We start from the raw sequence: 18,670 nt of genomic DNA, 5'->3' as shown, positions 1-18,670 counted from the left end.
CAGGACGACCGGTCTTGCCGAGGAGAAACCGATGATCAGGCACGTGCTGGCACTGGAGCCAGCGTCCAATCTGGCCCTGAACGGTAGCAATCTCACCATCGTGATCGTGGTCGCCGCGGTCGCACTGATCGCCCTGGCCGTCGCCGGCGGCCTGGTGCGCGAGGTGTTGCGCGCCGACCAGGGCACCGAGCGCATGCAGAACATCGCCCGCGCCGTGCAGGAAGGCGCCGCGGCGTATCTGACACGGCAGTTCCGCACGTTGGCGATCTTCGTCGTCGTGATCCCCCTTCTGTTGTTGCTGCTGCCGGGCGAGACCGACGTGCGCATCGGCCGCTCGATCTTCTTCGTGGTCGGCGCCGTGTTCTCCGCGCTGACCGGGTTCATGGGCATGTGGCTGGCCGTGCGCGGGAACGTCCGCGTCGCCGCCGCGGCGCGCGACTCGGGCGAGAAGCGGGCGATGCGCATCGCCTTCCGCACCGGCGGCGTGGCCGGCATGTTCACGGTGGGTCTCGGCCTGCTGGGCGCGGCGGTCGTCGTGCTGCTCTACCAGGGTGACGCGCCGGGCGTGCTTGAGGGCTTCGGCTTCGGCGCGGCGCTGCTCGCGATGTTCATGCGTGTCGGCGGCGGCATCTTCACCAAGGCGGCCGACGTCGGCGCCGACCTGGTCGGCAAGGTCGAGCAGGGCATCCCCGAGGACGACCCGCGCAACGCGGCGACGATCGCCGACAACGTGGGCGACAACGTCGGCGACTGCGCGGGCATGGCCGCGGACCTGTTCGAGTCGTACGCGGTCATGCTGGTCGCGAGCCTCATCCTGGGCAAGGTGGCGTTCGGCGAGCAGGGCCTGATCTTCCCGCTCATCGTCCCGATGATCGGTGTGCTGACGGCGATCATCGGGATCTTCGTCACCGGGATGCGCGACCGCGACCGCAACGGCATGGCGGCCATCAACCGCAGCTTCTTCATCTCCGCCGCGATCTCCGCGGTCCTCGTCGCCGCCGCGGCGTTCTGGTACCTGCCCAGCAGCTTCAGCGGCCTGAGCGGCGCCAGCGTGCAGTCCGACGCCGACCCGCGGATCATCGCCCTCGGCGCGGTGCTCATCGGTCTGGTCCTGGCCAGCGCCATCCAGCTGCTGACCGGCTACTTCACCGAGACGAACCGCCGCCCGGTCCGCGAGATCGGCGAAAGCTCCGCCACCGGCCCGGCGACCGTCATCCTGGCCGGCATCAGCGTCGGCCTGGAGTCGGCCGTCTACACGGCGCTCATCCTCGCGGGCGCGGTCTACGGGGCGTTCCTGCTCGGGTTCGGCAACGTGACGATCGCGCTGTTCGCGGTGGCGCTGGCCGGCACCGGCCTGCTCACCACGGTCGGCGTCATCGTCTCCATGGACACCTTCGGCCCCGTCTCCGACAACGCGCAGGGCATCGCCGAGATGTCCGGCGACGTCGAGGGCGAGGGCGCCCGCGTGCTGACCAGCCTCGACGCCGTCGGCAACACGACGAAGGCCATCACCAAGGGCATCGCGATCGCCACGGCCGTGCTCGCCGCGACCGCGCTGTTCGGGGCGTTCCGGACGGCTGTGGAGAGCGAGCTGGCGCAGGCGTCGGCGTTCAGCCTCAGCATCGACCAGCCGAACGTGCTCGTCGGCCTGATCATCGGCGCCGCGGTGGTGTTCCTGTTCGCCGGCCTGGCGATCATGGCGGTCGGCCGGGCCGCGATGCGGGTGGTCTTCGAGGTACGCGACCAGTTCCGCAACAACCCGGGCATCATGGACGGCTCGGTGAAGCCGGAGTACGGGCGCGTCGTCGACATCTGCACCCGCGACTCGCTCCGCGAGCTGGCCACGCCGGGACTGCTGGCCGTCATGACGCCGATCGCGGTCGGTTTCGCCTTCGGGTACGCCCCGCTGGGGGCCTTCCTCGCCGGCGCGATCGCCTGCGGCACGCTGATGGCAGTGTTCCTGGCCAACTCCGGCGGCGCCTGGGACAACGCGAAGAAGCTGGTCGAGGACGGCCACCACGGCGGCAAGGGCTCCGAGGCGCACGCAGCGACCGTCATCGGCGACACCGTGGGCGACCCGTTCAAGGACACCGCCGGTCCGGCCATCAACCCGCTGATCAAGGTGATGAACCTGGTGGCGCTGCTGGTCGCCCCCGCCGTGGTGCTCTACGCGGACAACGTCGCGCTGCGCGTCGGCATCACGGTCGTCGCGACGGCCGTGGTGGTGGGGGCGATCATCGTCTCCAAGCGCCGCTCGGTCACGACCGCCCCGGCCGGCGACAAGAAGCGCGAGCAGACGCCGGTGGCCTCGTAACGGGTGAGGCGGCGGCCTGGGCACAGCGGCGCCCGGCCCGCCGCCTGAGCTCGTGGTACGTCGCGAGCCGTACGTGTGGAGCGTCCGTCCGTTCCCGGCTACACCGGGAGCGGGCGGGCGCTTCGTGCTATCCGGGGTGGGTGCGGCCGGCCGTGCTGGTGCCCTGCGGATGAGGGGGCGCGTGGCAGGGCGCGCAAGGGGGCGCCCGTGGTGGATGGCGGCGCGTTGCAGGCGGTCCCCATGGTGGTGCGTGCATGGAGTGCCCGTGGTTGATGCGGTGCGTCATAGGGCGGGTGCCCGTGGTGGTGCGTGCACGGAGGTGCCCGTGGTGGTGCGGTGCGCTACAGGGCGGGTGCCTGTGGTGGTGCGGTGCATGCAGGCGGGTGCCTGCCGTGCTTCGGGGCGTGCGGGGGCGGGACGGCCGTGCTCGGAGGGTTGTGGAAAGGCTGCCGGAGGCTCGGTGACGGCTTGCTCCGAGCCGGGGCTGGGGGACCTCCGGGGGCTGGTGGGAAACTGTTCGGATGAACAAGAAGCGCCCCTCCGGAGGGAAGACGCTGGCCTTCATCCTGCTGGCGATGCTGGGCATCCTGGCGGTCATCATCGGCCTGGCCCTGTGGGCATCGAGAGGGGTGTGACCGGTTGCGCACTCTTATCGTGCTCCGGCACGCCAAGGCCGCCCACGTGGCCGGCCTGGCCGACAGGGAACGGCCGCTGACCGAGCGGGGCGAGCGCGACGCCGCGCTGGCCGGCGAACGGATGCGGGCCCTCGGGCTGGCCCCCGAGCTGGTGCTGTGCTCGCCGGCCGTGCGTACGCGCCGCACCGCCGAGCTGGCGTTCCCCGGCGTGGAACCCAGCTACGAGCGGGACATCTACGAGGCCTACCCCGACGAACTCCTCGAACTGGTCAGGAGGACCGAGCCCGAGCTGCGGACCGTGGTGCTGTGCGGGCACAACCCGGGCGTGCACGAGCTGGCGCTCGGGCTGGCCGGGGGCGACTACGGGTTCCGGCCGGGCTCGTTCGCCGTGATCGAGACCGGCTCGGAGTGGAGCGAGCTGTCTCCGGGCGAGGGGCGCCTGGTCACGCTGTGGGACCCCAAGGAGGACTGACCGGCCCGGCGGGTCAGCGGGTGAGGACGCCGTCCTCGGCGTCGGCGGCCTCCACCTCGTCCCTGGAGATGCCGAGCAGGTACAGGATCGAATCGAGGTACGGCGTGTTGACCGCGGTGTCGGCGGCCTCGCGGACGACCGGCTTGGCGTTGAACGCGATGCCCAGCCCGGCAGCCGCGATCATGTCGAGGTCGTTGGCGCCGTCGCCGATGGCCACGGTCTGGCTGATCGGCAGGCCCGCCTCCTTGGCGAACCGCTCCAGCGCCCGCGCCTTGCCTGCCCGGTCGACGATCTCGCCGACGACCTTGCCGGTGAGCCGCCCGTCGGCGATCTCCAGCACGTTCGCGGCGGAGTAGTCGATGCCCAGGTCGTCGACGAGGGCGTCGGTGATCTGGGTGAAGCCGCCGCTGACGATGGCGAAGCGGTAGTCGAGCCGCTTCAGCGTGCGGACGAGCGTGCGGGCGCCGGGCGTCAGCACGACCTCGCGGCGCACGTCGGCCAGCACCTCGGCCGGCAGCCCTTCGAGCAGCGCCACCCGGCGGCGCAGCGACTCGGCGAAGTCGATCTCGCCGCGCATGGCCTCGCCGGTCACCCGGGCGACCTCCTCCAGGCAGCCGGCGTGCGCGGCGAGCAGCTCGATGACCTCGCCCTGGATCAGGGTGGAGTCGACGTCCATGACGACCAGCCGCTTGGCCCGGCGCGACAGGCCGGTGCGTTGCACGGCCACGTCCACCTGGAGGGCGGCGGCCTCGGCGGCCAGCTCGACGCGCAGCGCGTCGGGGTCGGCGCCGGAGACGGACAGCTCGATGCAGGTGACCGGCCACTGGGCGAGCCGTTCGATGCGGTCGATGTTGGCGCCGGCGGCCGCGATGCGGCCGGCGATGCCGGCGATGGCGGCGGGTTGCAGGGTCGCGCCGAGCACGCTGACCGACAGCCGGCCGCGGCGGCGCTTCTCCTTGGCCTGGGAGCCGGTGGACAGCTCCACCTCCATGCCGAGGTCCTCGGCGACGCTCTCGACGGCGGTCCACATGGCGCCGAGCGTGGTGCCCGTGCCGGTCGACGGGCCGCCCGCGTAGGCGACGAGCACGCCGAGGGTGAGCCTGCCCCGGATGACGACCTGCTCGATGTCGGAGACGGTGACGGGGAAGCTCGACAGGACGGAGAAGAGCCGGGAGGTGACGCCTGGCCGGTCGGGGCCGGTGAGGGTGATCAGGAGCGTGCGCTGGTCCACATCGTGCCACGCTACTGCGCCGTACGGGGTGCTCGGGCGGCAGGGTGGCCGTTCGAGGTGTTCCGCCTGATGGATTCAGCCGGCCTCGGAGAGGATGAGATGCGTGTCGCCGAACTCGTGCCACAGGTACCCCTCCCGCAACGCCTCCTCGTAGGCCCTGGCGAGCGGCGCCGCCCCGGCGATCGCCGTCAGCATCATCAGGTGGCTGGAGCGCGGTTCGTGCAGGCCGGTGATCAGGCCGGTGACGGCGCGGACCCCGGTGTCCGGGGTGACGACGTGCCGGGTCCAGCCGGCCGACGCATACACCAGCCCGTCGCCGCCCGCCGCGGTCTCCAGGGCGCGGACCACGGTCGTGCCGGCCGCCACGACCTGCCCGCCGCTCCGCCGGGTCAGGTTGACCAGCCGTGCCGTGGCCGGAGGGACGGCGTAGCGCTCGGCGTAGGGCGGTTCGTCCTTCTCCGGCGAGGCGACGCCGGTGTGCAGCGTGATCGGCGCGATCTGCACGCCACGCGCCACCAGCGCCGTCACGAGGTCGGCGCTGAACGGCCGGCCGGCGCTCGGCATCTCCGCGCTGCCCGGCACGGTCGCGAACACCGTCTGGTACGTCTCGATCGGCCAGTCGCGGGCCACGTACGAGTAACGGATCGGCACCCCGTACGCCCGAAGGTACGGCTCCACGTCGCGGTCGAGCCGGGCCCGCCACAGCCGGGGCGTCTCCCGTTCGATGAGCCGCAGCGTTGCGCGGCCGGGCAGGGGCAGCCACTCGCCGGGTTCGCCGCCGCCGTACGGCTCGGACGCCTTGGCGGTGCGGCGGCGCAGCTCGACCAGCCAGGTGCCGTCGTCGCGGGCGGTGGAGAAGTGCACGGCGAGCCGGTCGAGGCGGACGGCGGCCGGGAGGGTCGCCGAGTTGTTCACCACGATGAGGTCGCCCGGCTGCAGCAGGGCGGGCAGGTCGGTGAAGCGGTGGTGTGCGGGCGGCCGGCCGCCGCGGCTGACGAGCAGGCGCACCCCGTCGCGGGCCAGGCCGCGCGCCTCGGGCGGCTCGTGCGCGGCGAGCGCGGGCGGAAGGACGAACTCGAGCGCCGGGTTGGTGGGTGGTGCGGCTCCGGGCGTCGGGTCGGCGGGCGGTGCGGCTCCGGGCGTCGGGTCGGCGGGTGGCACGGCTCCGGGCGTCGGGTCGGTGGGCGGTGCGGCTCCGGGCGTCGCGGTCATTGCAGGCTCACCCTGCCGCCGGCCGGACGGGACCGGACGAGGTCGTGCAGCGCGGCGGCGACCTTGGCCGGGTCGGCGGCCGCCGCGGCCTCCTCGGCGCCGACGGCGTCGGCCAGCATGCGGGTGTTCATCTCGCCCGGATCCACCCACCAGACGGCGAGGTCGGGCTCCTCGGCGGCGAGCACGTTCGACAGCTGTTCCAGAGCCGCCTTGGTGGCCCCGTAGCCGCCCCAGCCCGGATAGGCGCCGGTGGCGGCGTCGGAGGTGATGTTGACGACGGCGCCGCGCCTGGCGCGCAGGGCGGGCAGCACCGCCTGGGTGAGCGCGAGCGGAGCGGTGACGTTCGTCTCCAGCAGCAGCTTGAACGCCTCCAGCGGGTAGCTGCCCAGCCTCGGCAGCGGCGTGACGCCCAGCCCGCTCGCGTTGTTGACGAGCAGGTCCAGCTCGGGCACGGCGAGCGACAGCCGTTCGACGTGCGCGGGGTCGGTCACGTCGCCGGCGATGGCGGTCGCGCCCAGCTCGGCGGCCGCCCGCTCCAGGTCGTCGCGCCCGCGTGCGGTCAGGACGAGGCGCCAGCCCGCGTCCGCCAGCGACCGCGCGAGGGCCAGGCCGAGACCGCGGGAGGCGCCGGTGATGAGTGCGGTGTTCGTCATGGTTCGACGGTAGGAACGCGGCTCGTCACCGGCATCGGTCGCGAGGCCGGGCCCGGCGTGGGCACTTCGTCCTAGGACCACCGGCCCTGGCGGGCCCGCCGGGGGACCCTAGAGTGGTGGCGTGATGTCGGACGATCGGGAAGAGATCCTGCAGGCGGTCAGCTCGGCCGTGCTCGCCGTGACCCGGCACCTCTCGGTGCGCGAGGTGCTGCAGGTGATCGTCCGTTCGGCGCAGCGGCTGCTGGACGCCCGCTACGCCGCGCTCGGGGTGCCGGACGACGACGGGTCGTTCGCGGAGTTCGTCGCCGAGGGCATCACCGACAAGCAGTGGGAGGCGATCGGGCCGCTGCCCAGGCAGCACGGCATGCTGGGCGCGATGCTGCGCGAGGGCGCCCCGGTGCGGCTGCCGGACCTGTGCCAGGACCCCCGGTTCGAGTACTGGCCGAAGGCGCATCCGGTGATGAAGGACTTCCTGGGCGTGCCGATCCGCGACGGCGACGAGGTCCTCGGCATCATCTTCCTGGCCAACAAGCGCACCGAGGGCGGCTTCACGCTCGCCGACCAGGACCTGCTCACGCTCTTCGCCGCGCACGCCGCCATCGCGCTCACCAACGCCCGGCTGTACGAGCGCGGGCGCGAGCTGGCCATGCTGGAGGAACGCAACCGGATGGCCCGCGAGCTGCACGACGCGGTGACCCAGAAGCTGTTCTCGCTGCGGCTGACGGCCCAGGCCGCCGCGACGGTGCTGGACCGTGACCCGGCCCGGGCCGCGGCCGAGCTCGAACGGGTCCAGCGGCTGGCGGGCGAGGCGCTGGCCGAGCTGCGGGCCGTGATCGTCGAGCTGCGTCCCGCCGAGCTGGACCGGCACGGCCTGGGGGAGACGCTGCGCAAGCACGTCCGCCTGCTCGAACGGCTGCACCCGGTCCGGGTGGCGTTCGACTGCGGGGAGCTGCCGCCGGTCGAGCCGGCCGTGGAGGTGGCGCTGCTGCGGGTGGCGCAGGAGGCGCTGCACAACGCGCTGCGGCACGCGGACGCCACCGAGGTGTCGGTACGCCTCGGCCACGCCGGCGGCAGGCTGGTGCTGTCGGTGCGTGACGACGGCAAGGGCTTCGACCAGACGGTCTCGCGCGGCCTGGGGCTCGTGTCGATGCGCGAACGGGCCGAGTCGGTGGGCGGGGTCATGACCGTGGAGTCGGCCCCCGGTGAGGGGACGGCGGTCAGCGTGGAGGTGGACGTGTGATCCGGGTGCTGGTGGCCGACGACCATCCGGTGGTGCGGCAGGGGTTGCGTTCCTTCCTCGACCTGCAGGACGACATCACGGTCGTGGGGGAGGCCCGCGACGGGGCGGAGGCGGTCGAGCTGGTCGGGGAGCTGGCGCCGGACGTGCTGCTGCTCGATCTGAAGATGCCGGTGCTGGACGGGCTGGGCGCCCTGGAGCGGCTGTCGGGGACCTCGACCCGGGTGGTGGTGCTCACGTCGGTGAGCGACCGGTCGGACGTGGGCCCGGCGATGCGGGCCGGAGCCGCGGGGTTCCTCTACAAGGACGTGGACCCGACCGCGCTGGTGCAGGCCGTCCGGGCCGTGCACGGCGGGCAGGTGCTGCTCGCGCCGGAGGCGGCCGAGGCGATGCTGACCGGCGGCGGAGACGGCGGGGCGCGGCCCGCGCCGGTGCCGCTGACCGAGCGGGAGCGGGAGGTGCTCGTGCTGATCGCCGCCGGCCGGTCGAACCGCGAGATCGCCCGGAGCCTGCTCGTCGCGGAGAAGACGGTCAAGACCCACGTCTCCAACGTGCTGATGAAACTGGGCGTCCAGGACCGCACCCAGGCCGCGCTGTACGCGGTCCGGCACGGCCTGGCCTGATCCTGGGACATCCGTTCCTGTCGGCTCCGACTGATATCGATCAGCTCGCAATGTTCCGCTGACTTATGGAGCTGTGGGATGGCGACGGTCACCTTTCGAGACGAGACGGCAACCGGGAGATCGCTGGGCGAGTTCGCCCTGCCCGATCTGCCGGAGAGCATCTCGGCGCGGGAGCTGGTGCGGCTGCGTGTCCGGGAGGAGGTCGCCCGCTTCAACGCCGCCCCCTCCGCCCGGTTCACCGGCCTGGTCCGCCCCACGGACGCCGAGGCGGAGCTGAACGGCCACCGGATGGGCGCGAGGCGGCGGATCGACTGGGAGAAGCAGGCGGACATCGCCGTGCGGGCCTTCCAGCGCAACGGATTCGTGCTGCTGGCCGGGGATCGTCAGGTGGAGGACCTGTCCGAGGTGATCGACCTGACCGGCGATCCGGTGGTGTCCTTCATCAAGCTCGTTCCGCTGGTCGGCGGCTGACGTGGGCGTCCCCGCCGGCGTGGGAAACCGCGCCCGGTGGGCGACGACTCCCCGTCAGGGGCTGCGGAGGGGCTCGAAGATGGCGTGGTGGGCGGCCACGGTCGCCCGCCGCACCGCCCGGTCCAGCTCGCGCAGCGACTCGGCACGGGCGGCGAGCTGCGCCGAGGTCAGCCCCCGGTCGTCGGCCAGCCGCAGCACCGTCGCCAGGCGGGCGGCGAGCGACGCGACGCGGTGCGCCCGCGCCGGGTACCCGGGTGCGAGACCCGCGCCGCCGGGGGCGTCGCCGGGCAGCCGCTCCGGCCGGCCCTGTGCCGGGCCGTCGACGGAGGCCAGCGCCTCGGTTGCCGACCGCATCACGGCCGACAGCCCGTGCTCGGCCTCGGCCAGCGAGGGCAGGTCGTGCCTGACGGGCCCGGCCTCGTACACGGTCAGGCGTACCCCGGCGTAGGAGGAGCCGCGCCGGTCGGGTGCGGGCACCAGCCCGAGACGCCGGTCGGCGAGCACGGCGATGACGGCCTCGCCCGCGTCGACGGCGGCCGAGTTGAACTCCGGCGGCCCGGAGAGGCCGAGCGGGTCGCCCGGCGCCGGCAACGCCAGCCGGAACTCACTGAGGCCGTCGACGCGCAGGCCGGCGAGGTATCCGCGCAGCGGCACCTCCCCGGCGACCGTGGGTCCGCCGGCCGCCTCCACGCGGTCGGCCGCCTCGTCGAGGCCCACGTGGCCGGCCAGCCAGGCGTTGCCCCAGGCGACGAGGACGGGAGAGACAGTCGATTCAGGGCGCACCGGTCCACGATATGCGCTCGCGCTGCAATAGGTTTGACCCCGAGCGTTCTCCTGAAGGAGGGATCCGGGATGGGTGGTCAGGTGCTGCGGCTCCAGGACGTGGTCGTCAGGCGCGACGGAGCGGCCCTGCTGCGCGGCATCGACTGGGAGGTCAACGCGGACGAGCGTTGGGTCGTGGTCGGGCCCAACGGCGCGGGCAAGACGACGTTGCTGCAGGTGGCGAGCACGCTGCTGTACCCGACGGAGGGGGTCGTCGAGGTGCTCGGCGAGCGGCTGGGGCAGACCGACGTCTTCGACCTCCGGCCGCGCATCGGGCTGGCGAGCGCGGCGCTGGCCGAGCGCATCCCGCCCGAGGAGAAGGTGATCGACCTCGTGCTCACCGCGTCCTACGGCGTCATGGGCCGCTGGACGGAGGAGTACGACTCCAACGACGTCACCCGGGCCGTCGAGCTGATCGACATGCTCGGCGCCGCCCACCTGATCCGCCGGCGCTTCGGCACGCTGTCGGAGGGGGAGCGCAAGCGGGTGCAGATCGCCCGGGCCCTCATGCCCGACCCGGAGGTGCTGCTGCTCGACGAGCCGGCCGCGGGGCTCGACCTGGGTGGGCGCGAGGACCTGGTGCGCCGTCTGACGGTGCTGGCCCAGGACTTCCGGTCGCCGACGCTGGTGCTGGTCACGCATCACGTGGAGGAGGTGCCGAGCGGGTTCACGCACGGGCTGCTGCTGCGCAACGGCTCGGTGGTGGCGCAGGGGCCGCTGGATCAGGTGATGACGGCCGACAACCTGTCGCGGACGTTCGGACTGCCGCTCTCGCTCGACCGCAGCGCCGAGGGTCGCTGGTACGCCCGCGCGCTGTGAGAGCCGGTGACCGGCCCGGGCCGCTGTGATGGCGGCTCCGGGCGGCGTCTAGGCTACGGCGGGTGACGATCTGGGAAGCGCTTGCGGTGTGCGTGGCGGGGGTTGCGGCCGGGGCCATCAACGCGGTCGTCGGCTCGGGCTCGCTGATCACCTTTCCCACGCTCGTCGCGGTGGGTGTGGACCCGGTCGTGGCCAACGTGTCCAACAACATCGGCCTGGTCCCCGGGTCGTTCACCGGCGCCTACGGTTACCGGGCGGAGCTCGTGGGGCAGCGTGACCGGCTGGTCCGCCTGGGTGCGGCCTCGTTCCTGGGTTCCGTGATCGGCGGGCTGCTGCTGCTCTCCCTCGACCCGGGCGTGTTCCAGGTCGTGGTGCCGGTGCTGATCGCCGCGGCGTGCGTGCTGGTGGTGGTGCAGCCCCGGTTGAGCGCGCGGCTGGCGGCCGGGCGCCCCCACGCGGACTCCCACGGCGGGGTGGCGCTCTGGCTGGGCGTGTTCGGCGCCGGCGTCTACGGCGGATACTTCGGCGCGGCGCAGGGCGTGCTGCTGATCGGGCTGCTCGGCAGCTTCCTCAGTGAGCACCTGCAGCGGGTGAACGCCGCCAAGAACGTGCTGTCGCTCGTCGTGAACTCCGCGGCCGCGCTGCTGTTCGTGCTGGTCGCCGAGATCGACTGGTGGGCGGTGCTGGCGGTGGCGGTGGGGGCGATGGCGGGCGGCTTCGTCGGGGCGAGGCTGGGCCGGCGCATCCCGGCGCCCGTGCTCCGAGGGGTGATCGTGGTGGTGGGGGTCGTCGCGATTGTCAAACTGGTGTACGGATAAATTCCCGCTCTTATGGGTATGAATCTGTACATGAAGGGTGATCGGGTGGAGATCGTCATCGACGCGGGCGGCACCCCGCGCACCTACGAGGTCACCGCCACGCGAGCGGGCCGTCGCGTCGAGGTGGCCACGCGCCGGGGGCTGGTCGAGGTGAGCGAGGTGACCCGCGGCGGCGCCGCCGTACGGACCGCGCGGTTCATGTCCAGCCGCATCCTGGCCCTGGTGGAGCATCCCGCCGACGAGCACTGACGCGACCGGCGTCCTACCCGAAGTCGGCGGCGTGCTCGCCCGCCCACTGGCGGAACGTCAGCGCCCGCCTGCCCAGCAGCCGCCACACCGTGTCCGTGACGGGCTCGGGCGTCGCCACGAACGACGCCCACCTCGCCAGCGCGCCGTCCACGGCCACCGGGTCGCCCCAGGCCGCCAGCAGCTCCTCCCGGGCCCTCCGCGCGGGTGGCTCCTCCCAGCGCACCTCGCGGCCGACGGCTTCGCCGATGATCCGCGCCTGCCGCGCCCGCGTCAGGGTCTCCGGGCCGCTGATCGTGTACGTGGCCCCGCCGTGCCCGGCCGAGGTGAGCACGTGCACGGCCACGGCCGCGACGTCCCTCTCGTGGACGGGGGCCAGCGCGGCCGCCCCGTACGGCCGGCGGACCACGCCCTTGCGCACCTCGCCCGCCCACTCCAGGGCGTCGGTGGCACAGCCGGTGGGGCGCAGGAACGTCCACGGCACCCCGGCCCACCGGATGGCCCGTTCGATCTCGCGGTGCGGGCCGAGGCCGCCGGACAGGTGGACGATCCGGCGGGCGTGCTTCGCGATGGTCTCCACGGCGGTCTCCGCCACGGCCTCCACGGCGGCCGCGGCGCGGTCCGGCCAGATCAGGAACACCGTCTCCACGCCGCGCAGCGCCGGCTCCAGCGTCGCGGGCGCCGCCAGGTCGCCGCCGGCCACCTCGACGCGAGGGGGCAGCCGGACCCGGGACGGGTCGCGGACCAGCGCGCGGACCCCGAGGCCCGCCTCGGCCAGCTGCGAGACCACGTGCCTGCCCACGTCACCGGTCGGTCCGGTCACGAGAAACTCGCCCATGACCCCGACCGTAGAACCTCACGTCAACTTGAGGTCAAGCCCCGGGCGTACCTGGATGATCCCGTCCCGCCGGATGCGGGTCTCGAAGGTCGGCGCCGGAGCGGTGGCGGGACCGTGCTTGACCGACCCGTCGCCGAGCCGGAACGTGCTGCCGTGCCAGGGGCAGACCACGCACGCCTCGCCGTTCTCCACCACCAGCCTGCCCTGGTGCAGGGGGCCGGCGAGGTGCGGGCAGCGGTCGGCGAGCACGGTGACGTGATCGCCCCGCCGCAGCACGAACAGCTGGATGTAGCCGAGCCGCCGGGCCACGGGCCTGCCGTCGGGCAGGTCGGTGAGCGCGCACAGGTCGTGCCAGCCCAGAGGCACCAGATGGGCGATCTGGGGAGCGTGGTTGGCCCCGGCCGCCTGCCGGTAGGCCATGTGGCCGCCCAGGTAGGCGCCCATGCCGCCGACCCCGACGCCGGCGAACGACAGCAGCCGGCCGGCGCGTTCCCGGCCGGACAGCCGGGCGGCCAGCGAGGCGGTGAACAGCCCGAGCGCGGTGACGTTCGTCAGCATGTGCACGAAGCCGACGCGTTGCTGCTCCCGGTGCAACGACGACCAGTCGGTCAGCCCCGCCGCGGCGGTGGGGAGCGCGCTGCCGATGCCCACGGTCAGCAGCAGCCGCGACGCGCGCGGGTCGATGCGGGTCATGTCGAGCACGGCCGCGGAGAGCCAGCAGCCCAGGGTCACGTTCGCGAGCGGTGGATGGGCCGGCTTGCCCACGGGGACCCCGTGGAGCAGGTCGCGTAGCAGGCCCGGACGGATCGTGTCACGGACGGCCTTGGCCAGCACCCTGACGGGCTTGTCCATGGCCTTGGTCTTCTCCAGCTGTTCCGCGAGGTTGACGGGCCCCCCGAAACGGCGCAATTGCTTACGTCTCGGTCGCACTATCTCTTTCACGAAAAGTCCCCTACCCCCGGCATGAGGGCATCACTCGGGCAGGTACCCCATCGACACCGACCGTCTGACCAGGTCGATGGCGTACGCGCCCAGGGAGGGGGAGCCCTCCTCGATCAGGCGGACGTTCCGCATCACCTGGTCCGCCGTGACCTTGAACAGCGGCCAGGTGCCGCCCTGGGTGTTGTGGTTGGCCAGCAGCGGCGCGAACCGGTCGAGCGCGCGGGCGAACCTCGCCTCGGGCGTCTCCCGCGCCTCGAACTCCTCCCACAGCTGCCGCAGCCCCGCCGCCTGGTCGGCGGGCAGCAGCGCGAAGATGCGGTCGGCCGCCGCCCGCTCCGCCTCCGCCTGGGCGGCCACGGCGACGGCGTCGTGGACGAAGGTGTCGCCCGCGTCGATCTCGACCAGGTCGTGCACCATCAGCATGGCGACGACCCGCTGGATGTCCGTGCCGGGAGGCGCGTGCTCGGCGAAGACCATCGCCAGCATGCTCACGTACCAGGAGTGCTCTGCGTCGTTCTCCCGCCGGGAACCGTCCATGAGGAGGTTGCGGCGGATGATCCGCTTCAGCTTGTCGATCTCGACGGCGAAGGTGATCTGGGCGTGGAGGCGGTCCTTTTCCGGCACGGTAGTCACGCGCGCCACCCTAACGGCCGATGATCACTTAGGTGGGCAGAACGGTCACCGGAACGCCGTTGAACACCGCGTTGCCCGACGGGACGTCGATCGCGGCCTCGTCCGTCAGCACGTTGGCGCTGACCCCGGCGTGCGCGGCGGCCACGGTCTGGGAGCTGCCCGCGTGCCCCCAGCCGTGGGGGAGGGAGACCACACCGGGCATGATCGCCTCGGTCGGTTCGAGCGGCACGGTCAGCTCGCCCGTGGCCGAGCGCACGACCGCCTCGCCGGCCAGCCCGAGCCTGGCCACGTCGGCCGGGTTGATCTGCAGCGTGCAGGTGTTGCTGCCGCCGACCAGCGGGGCGACGTTGTGCAGCCAGCTGTTGTTGGACCGCAGGTGGCGCCGCCCGATCAGGACCAGCTCCGGCGGCTGCTCCTCCAGGGCCGCGCGCAGCCGTACGACGTCCTCCAGGAGCAGCGCCGGGGCGAGCTCGACGACGCCCGACGCGGTGCGGAGCAGGCCGGGCAGCCGAGGCTCCAGCGGGCCGAGGTCGATGCCGTGCGGATGGGCGAGCAGCGTGCGCAGCGACAGCTCGCCCTTGCCGGACCACTCGCCGTACGGGCCGAGCCGCAGCATCAGGTCGAGCCGGCGCTCGGCGCCCGTGTCCCCGTCGAGCGCGGCCTGCAACGCGGCCGGGTCCCGCCCCTCGACGCCGGAGCCGGGCGTCCCGACAGCCTTGGAGAGCATCTGCCCGATGACGAACGCGTCCAGGTCGCCCTCCAGGCCGGAGGCGATCCCGGCCAGCCGGCTGAGGATCTCCGCCTCGGACGGCCGCTCGTCCAGCGGCAGCGACGGCCGCGAGTAGCGCGCGAAGTTGCGCACGGCGAAGCCCTGCAGGGCGAAGTCGAAGTGGCCCGACTGCAGCATCCGCGGCGGCGGCAGGATGACGTGCGCGTGCCGGGTGGTCTCGTTCAGGTACGGGTCCACGCTGACCATGAAGTCGAGCCCGGCGAACGCCCGGTCGAGCCGCGCCCCGTGCGGCGCCGACAGCACCGGGTTGCCCGCCACGGTCAGCAGCAGCCTGATCTGCCCGTCACCCGGCGTCTCGATCTCGTCGGCCAGCGTCGCCACCGGCAGCTCGCCGTTCACCTCGGGCAGGCCGCGCACCCGGCTCGTCCACCGCCCCACCGTGTACGGCCGGCGCGGCCCGCCGTACTCGGTGGCGGGCTTGGCGAACATGGCGCCGCCCGGCCGGTCGAGGTTGCCGGTCAACACGTTCAGGACGTCGACCAGCCACTGCGCCAGCGTGCCGAACTCGGCCGTGCAGGTGCCGATCCTGGCGTACACGGCCGCGGCCGGCGCCGCCGCCAGCTCCCTGGCCAGCCGCACGATCACCTCCGCCGGGACGCCGGTCCGGCGGGCCACCACGTCGGGCGGGAAGTGCTTGGCCGCCTCCCGCACCTCGTCGAGCCCGGCCACCTCGACCGACACCCGGTCGAGGCCCTCGGCGAGCACCGTGTGCACCAGGCCGAACAGCAGGTAGGCGTCGGTGCCCGGCCGGACGAACACGTGCTCGTCGGCCAGCGCGGCCGTCCGCGTGCGGCGCGGGTCGACCACGACGAGCCTGCCGCCGCGTGCCCGCAGCGCCCGCAGCCGGCCGGGGAAGTCGGGCGCGGTGCACAGCGAGCCGTTCGACTCCAGCGGGTTCGCGCCCAGCATGAGCAGGTAGCCGGTCCGGTCGAGGTCGGGCACCGGGATGGCCATCGGGTGGCCGAACATCAGCCCGCAGGCGACATGCTTGGGCATCTGGTCGGCGGTGCTGGCGGTGAAGACGTTGCGGGTGCCGAGCGCCTTGATCATCGGACCGGCGTAGAGGGCGCCGGCCATGGTGTGGGCGCTGGGGTTGCCCAGGTAGACGCCGATCGCCTGGCGGCCGTGCGTCTCGGCGACCCGCGCGAAGCCCGCCTCGACGGCCGCGAACGCCTCGTCCCAGCCGGCCTCCCGCCACTGCTCGCCGTCGCGGATCATCGGGCGGCGCAGCCGGTCGGGGTCCTCGTCCAGGCGGCCGAGGCTGGCTCCCTTGGGGCAGATGAAGCCCTTGCTGAACGGGTCGTCCCGGTCTCCCCGGACGCCGGTCACGTGCCCGGCGTCGTCGAGGGTGAGGGTCAGTCCGCAGACGGCCTCGCACAGGGGGCAGGTGCGGTGGACGGTCGAGGGCATCACGACTCCTGAGTTCGTCAACTGAACTCATCTTGGCCGCTCTCGCGCGCGGGGGGAAGCCCCGGAGCCCCCGCGGTCTCCGGGGCTTGTCCGGAGGCGCGGCGCGGTTGCGCCCCCGGAGGTCAGCCCACCTGCGAGAGGACCAGCCCGTCGGGCAGGGTGGAGCGCAGATCGGGCGGCTCCTCTAGCTCGGACGAGCGGAGCGGGATCCACGACCGCCGGCCGTACAGGCGCTCCAGCCCGGGGGAGAGCGCCCCCGGCAGCTCGTCCCGCCGGACGATCTCCACCATGATCAGGTGCGCCCACCTGCGGTGCCGGTGGACGGCGGCGCTCCTGGCCCAGCAGGCGGCGGCGATCTCCTCCGCGTACGCCTCGAACTCCGCCGCCGAGATGCCGGCCCTGGTCAGCACCAGGGCCTTCTCCCCGGTGCGGGTCGGCGTGATCCACAGCACCAGCGGGATCCGGCCGGCGCGGGTGTGCATCGTCGTCTCCAGGCAGGTGCGCTGGAGGCGGTGCCGGGAGACCACGCACCAGAAGTGCGCCACCGTCCAGTTGCGGCCGCTCCTGGTGACGGCGGGCGCGGAGACCGCGGCGCTGAGCAGGACGAGCGGCATCCACCGGCCCTGCCCCGCCGCCCCCGCCATGGCCGCGGCGACCAGGACGAGCCCCGCGAGGAGCAGCAGCTCGGTCCGGTAGCGCCACAGCCGGGCCGGCAGGCCGGACCGGCCGGCGGCCGGCAGGTCCTCGCCGGCCGGGTAGATCTGGTTGCGCGGGTTGCGATCCATCTCACGACACCTCCTCGGCCACCGGTGGCGCGACGCGGAGCTGGTCGAAGCGTGGATCCCGGTAGACGCGGGCGCCGAAGCCGGCCCTGGACACCGTCCAGCCCCGCCGGAAGGCGAACTCGTCCGGCTCCATGCAGATCTCGCGGTCGGCCCAGGCGATGAGCTCCCGGATCCGGGACTTGATTCGGCTGAGCCCCTTGGTACCTTGTGAGTACATAGAAGACCCCTTTCGCGGCATTACTCGAGGTGGCTTCTCAAGCCGGACCGCAGGCTGGTCGACAGACGTCGCCGCAGGGTGGCAGCCCTTGTGCGGTGACCGGCCGGCGGCCTGGGTCCGGCTCTTCGGTGCGCTCCCACCGGGGTCTCCGGCGGAGCGACGGTCGCGGCTTCGTTTCAGACGAGTGCGAGATCCTTCCGGCAAGCGGCCTCCCTGGGGCGGGGATTCGTATCCGGGACGGCGCCGTTGCCGGTGGGGCGGCCCGCGTGGCCGCGCGCGAACATGAAGGGAAGGCCCGTGAGGTGCGGCCGTGTCGTCATCCCGGCCTCCTCCGCTGTTCGGTGCCTCCTGAGCCCGATGGTCTCTCCGTAACCTTTCCCCTGCAAGACCTTGAGCAAGAGAAGATTTACATTTCTTCGTTCCTTGCTAGATGTCTTGCGCTGCAAATTGCACGCGTAAGGCCGGACAGCCGGGACTGCTTGCCCGATATGCCGCGATCGTGGCACGCTGCAACCGCGGCTGCGTGCCACTACACATGCAACTTGCAAGGTAAGATTGGGCGACACGGCCCCCGTCCGGGCATCCCCAACGACCCTTCCCGGCTACACCTTCCTTCCCGACGAGGAGCGTGGGACGGTGCCATCGCAGCAGGGCAGCCCGACTGTCCGCAGGCTCAGGCTCGCCCAGGAGCTTCGCCTCCTCCGCGAGCGCAGCAAGTACACCGGGGGCAAGGCCGCCGGCGAGCTCGGCTGGTCGGCCAGCAAGGTCTCCCGCATCGAAGCGGCCAAGACCATGCCCAGCGCCGACGACATCAAGGCCCTGGCCAAGCTCTACCGGGCCGACGAGGCAAAGCTTGACGAACTCATCGGCCTGTTGCGAGATGCGGATCAACGCGGCTGGTGGGAAGATTACGAAGAGACTCTGCCGGAGGAGTACACAAGATTCCTCGGGCTGGAGGCAGAGGCGATATTCCTGCGCAACTGGGAACCCCAGCTCGTGCCGGGCCTCTTGCAGACCGAAGGCTATGCGCGCGAAGTCATCCTCGCCACGCGGGGCATCGCGCGCATCACGCAGAGCGGCGTCCGAAGCAGGGTCGAGGCGCGCATGGACCGCCAGCAACGGGTCCTGCACAGACCGGATCCGCCCAAGCTCCGCTTCGTGCTGGACGAGTCGGTTCTCACCCGCAAGTTCGGCGAGCCCTCGGTGATGCGGGCGCAGATGGAGCATCTGCTGGAGATGTCTCTGCTCCCGCATGTCAGCGTCCGCGTGCTGAGCATGGAGTCGCTCCATCCGGTCAACACGGGGACGTTCGTCCATCTCAAGTTCTCGGATTTCGACGATGTTGTATACCTGGAGCAGCTCTACACGGCTGACTTCGTCGAAGACCTCGAACGAGTGGCCGGATACGAGACCGCCTTCGACCACACCGCGTCCGAAGCGCTCGATGAAGACGAGTCACGCGTCCTCATCCAGCGCAAGGCGATGCTGTGGCGAGGCTAGGA

Annotated in this window: 19 protein-coding genes; 9 read left to right on the top strand and 10 right to left on the bottom strand. The window is 72.7% G+C overall.

Going from position 1 to position 18,670, the window contains the following annotated elements; translation table 11 throughout:
- The first annotated feature begins 31 nt into the window (after positions 1–31).
- Positions 32–2,314, top strand: a complete 2,283-nt coding sequence (locus tag CXR44_RS14395; RefSeq protein ID WP_101786508.1) for a sodium-translocating pyrophosphatase — start codon at positions 32–34, stop codon at positions 2,312–2,314.
- A gap of 639 nt (positions 2,315–2,953) precedes the next feature.
- Positions 2,954–3,421 carry a SixA phosphatase family protein gene (locus CXR44_RS14390; RefSeq protein ID WP_245899137.1) on the top strand — a complete coding sequence of 156 codons (468 nt, stop codon included), beginning with the start codon at positions 2,954–2,956 and terminating at the stop codon, positions 3,419–3,421.
- A gap of 13 nt (positions 3,422–3,434) precedes the next feature.
- Here CXR44_RS14390 and serB read toward each other — a convergent pair whose 3' ends face one another.
- The 3 genes from serB to CXR44_RS14375 all read right to left on the bottom strand — a co-directional run bounded on the left by serB (position 3,435) and on the right by CXR44_RS14375 (position 6,517).
- Entirely contained in the window at positions 3,435–4,652 is a 1,218-nt protein-coding gene (gene serB, locus CXR44_RS14385; RefSeq protein ID WP_101786506.1) for a phosphoserine phosphatase SerB, read from the bottom strand.
- Positions 4,653–4,727: 75 nt separating this feature from the next.
- Positions 4,728–5,864: an S-adenosylmethionine:tRNA ribosyltransferase-isomerase gene (locus CXR44_RS14380; RefSeq protein WP_101786505.1), complete on the bottom strand. Its 1,137-nt coding sequence runs from the start codon at positions 5,862–5,864 to the stop codon at positions 4,728–4,730.
- Complete coding sequence (locus tag CXR44_RS14375; protein WP_101786504.1) at positions 5,861–6,517, bottom strand: SDR family oxidoreductase; 657 nt, start codon at positions 6,515–6,517, stop codon at positions 5,861–5,863. Before CXR44_RS14375 ends, CXR44_RS14380 begins: the two co-directional genes overlap by 4 nt.
- A 124-nt stretch (positions 6,518–6,641) precedes the next feature.
- Between CXR44_RS14375 and CXR44_RS14370 the strand changes: the two genes are divergently transcribed.
- The 3 genes from CXR44_RS14370 to CXR44_RS14360 all read left to right on the top strand — a co-directional run bounded on the left by CXR44_RS14370 (position 6,642) and on the right by CXR44_RS14360 (position 8,848).
- A complete protein-coding gene (locus CXR44_RS14370) occupies positions 6,642–7,757 on the top strand; it encodes a GAF domain-containing sensor histidine kinase (RefSeq protein WP_101786503.1) in 1,116 nt (371 codons plus the stop codon).
- On the top strand, positions 7,754–8,377 hold the full coding sequence (locus CXR44_RS14365; protein WP_101786501.1) for a response regulator: 624 nt from the start codon (positions 7,754–7,756) through the stop codon (positions 8,375–8,377). Before CXR44_RS14370 ends, CXR44_RS14365 begins: the two co-directional genes overlap by 4 nt.
- Before the next feature lie 78 nt (positions 8,378–8,455).
- Positions 8,456–8,848: a hypothetical protein gene (locus CXR44_RS14360; RefSeq protein ID WP_101786500.1), complete on the top strand. Its 393-nt coding sequence runs from the start codon at positions 8,456–8,458 to the stop codon at positions 8,846–8,848.
- A 54-nt stretch (positions 8,849–8,902) separates the two neighbouring features.
- On the opposite strand, the gene CXR44_RS14355 is transcribed toward CXR44_RS14360, so the two are convergent.
- The gene (locus CXR44_RS14355; RefSeq protein WP_101786498.1) at positions 8,903–9,631 is read right to left on the bottom strand and encodes a hypothetical protein; all 729 of its coding nucleotides are present in this window, start codon (positions 9,629–9,631) and stop codon (positions 8,903–8,905) included.
- A 69-nt stretch (positions 9,632–9,700) separates the two neighbouring features.
- Between CXR44_RS14355 and CXR44_RS14350 the strand changes: the two genes are divergently transcribed.
- From CXR44_RS14350 to CXR44_RS14340, 3 genes are all read left to right on the top strand, one after another.
- On the top strand, positions 9,701–10,489 hold the full coding sequence (locus CXR44_RS14350; protein ID WP_101786496.1) for an ABC transporter ATP-binding protein: 789 nt from the start codon (positions 9,701–9,703) through the stop codon (positions 10,487–10,489).
- A 62-nt stretch (positions 10,490–10,551) separates the two neighbouring features.
- Positions 10,552–11,307 (top strand): sulfite exporter TauE/SafE family protein, encoded by a 756-nt coding sequence (locus CXR44_RS14345; RefSeq protein WP_101786494.1) that lies wholly within the window; start codon positions 10,552–10,554, stop codon positions 11,305–11,307.
- Between the two features lie 30 nt (positions 11,308–11,337).
- Complete coding sequence (locus tag CXR44_RS14340) at positions 11,338–11,556, top strand: hypothetical protein (protein WP_101786492.1); 219 nt, start codon at positions 11,338–11,340, stop codon at positions 11,554–11,556.
- A gap of 13 nt (positions 11,557–11,569) precedes the next feature.
- Here the strand turns inward: CXR44_RS14340 and CXR44_RS14335 are convergent, their stop codons facing one another.
- From CXR44_RS14335 to CXR44_RS14310, 6 genes are all read right to left on the bottom strand, one after another.
- On the bottom strand, positions 11,570–12,391 hold the full coding sequence (locus CXR44_RS14335) for an NAD(P)H-binding protein (protein ID WP_101786490.1): 822 nt from the start codon (positions 12,389–12,391) through the stop codon (positions 11,570–11,572).
- A gap of 18 nt (positions 12,392–12,409) precedes the next feature.
- Positions 12,410–13,300, bottom strand: coding sequence for a Rieske (2Fe-2S) protein (locus tag CXR44_RS14330; RefSeq protein ID WP_101786488.1), 891 nt, complete (start codon positions 13,298–13,300; stop codon positions 12,410–12,412).
- 63 nt (positions 13,301–13,363) lie between these two features.
- Positions 13,364–13,966, bottom strand: a complete 603-nt coding sequence (locus CXR44_RS14325; protein ID WP_245899136.1) for an HD domain-containing protein — start codon at positions 13,964–13,966, stop codon at positions 13,364–13,366.
- A 28-nt stretch (positions 13,967–13,994) separates the two neighbouring features.
- The gene (locus CXR44_RS14320; protein ID WP_101786484.1) at positions 13,995–16,166 is read right to left on the bottom strand and encodes a molybdopterin-dependent oxidoreductase; all 2,172 of its coding nucleotides are present in this window, start codon (positions 16,164–16,166) and stop codon (positions 13,995–13,997) included.
- Positions 16,167–16,288: 122 nt separating this feature from the next.
- Positions 16,289–16,951 (bottom strand): hypothetical protein, encoded by a 663-nt coding sequence (locus tag CXR44_RS14315; RefSeq protein WP_101786482.1) that lies wholly within the window; start codon positions 16,949–16,951, stop codon positions 16,289–16,291.
- A gap of 1 nt (position 16,952) precedes the next feature.
- Positions 16,953–17,168, bottom strand: a complete 216-nt coding sequence (locus CXR44_RS14310) for a hypothetical protein (protein WP_101786480.1) — start codon at positions 17,166–17,168, stop codon at positions 16,953–16,955.
- Positions 17,169–17,804: 636 nt separating this feature from the next.
- Here CXR44_RS14310 and CXR44_RS14300 point away from each other — a divergent pair.
- Complete coding sequence (locus tag CXR44_RS14300; RefSeq protein WP_101786476.1) at positions 17,805–18,668, top strand: helix-turn-helix domain-containing protein; 864 nt, start codon at positions 17,805–17,807, stop codon at positions 18,666–18,668.
- The last annotated feature ends 2 nt before the right edge of the window (positions 18,669–18,670 follow it).

The sequence above is a fragment of the Nonomuraea indica genome, from assembly GCF_002850745.1.
Lineage (GTDB): Bacteria > Actinomycetota > Actinomycetes > Streptosporangiales > Streptosporangiaceae > Nonomuraea > Nonomuraea indica.
The sequence above is the reverse complement of the archived record's forward strand: the minus strand, read 5'-3'. Positions and strand labels throughout refer to the sequence as shown.

Excerpts from the sequence above, each read along its gene's own strand:
- CXR44_RS14395 (WP_101786508.1), top strand. The coding sequence starts at position 32 with ATGATCAGGCACGTGCTGGCACTGGAGCCAGCGTCCAATCTGGCCCTG.
- CXR44_RS14340 (WP_101786492.1), top strand. The coding sequence starts at position 11,338 with ATGAAGGGTGATCGGGTGGAGATCGTCATCGACGCGGGCGGCACCCCG.
- CXR44_RS14380 (WP_101786505.1), bottom strand. The coding sequence starts at position 5,864 with ATGACCGCGACGCCCGGAGCCGCACCGCCCACCGACCCGACGCCCGGA.
- CXR44_RS14335 (WP_101786490.1), bottom strand. The coding sequence starts at position 12,391 with ATGGGCGAGTTTCTCGTGACCGGACCGACCGGTGACGTGGGCAGGCAC.
- CXR44_RS14370 (WP_101786503.1), top strand. The coding sequence starts at position 6,642 with ATGTCGGACGATCGGGAAGAGATCCTGCAGGCGGTCAGCTCGGCCGTG.
- CXR44_RS14360 (WP_101786500.1), top strand. The coding sequence starts at position 8,456 with ATGGCGACGGTCACCTTTCGAGACGAGACGGCAACCGGGAGATCGCTG.
- CXR44_RS14375 (WP_101786504.1), bottom strand. The coding sequence starts at position 6,517 with ATGACGAACACCGCACTCATCACCGGCGCCTCCCGCGGTCTCGGCCTG.
- CXR44_RS14350 (WP_101786496.1), top strand. The coding sequence starts at position 9,701 with ATGGGTGGTCAGGTGCTGCGGCTCCAGGACGTGGTCGTCAGGCGCGAC.
- CXR44_RS14320 (WP_101786484.1), bottom strand. The coding sequence starts at position 16,166 with ATGCCCTCGACCGTCCACCGCACCTGCCCCCTGTGCGAGGCCGTCTGC.
- CXR44_RS14315 (WP_101786482.1), bottom strand. The coding sequence starts at position 16,951 with ATGGATCGCAACCCGCGCAACCAGATCTACCCGGCCGGCGAGGACCTG.
- CXR44_RS14310 (WP_101786480.1), bottom strand. The coding sequence starts at position 17,168 with ATGTACTCACAAGGTACCAAGGGGCTCAGCCGAATCAAGTCCCGGATC.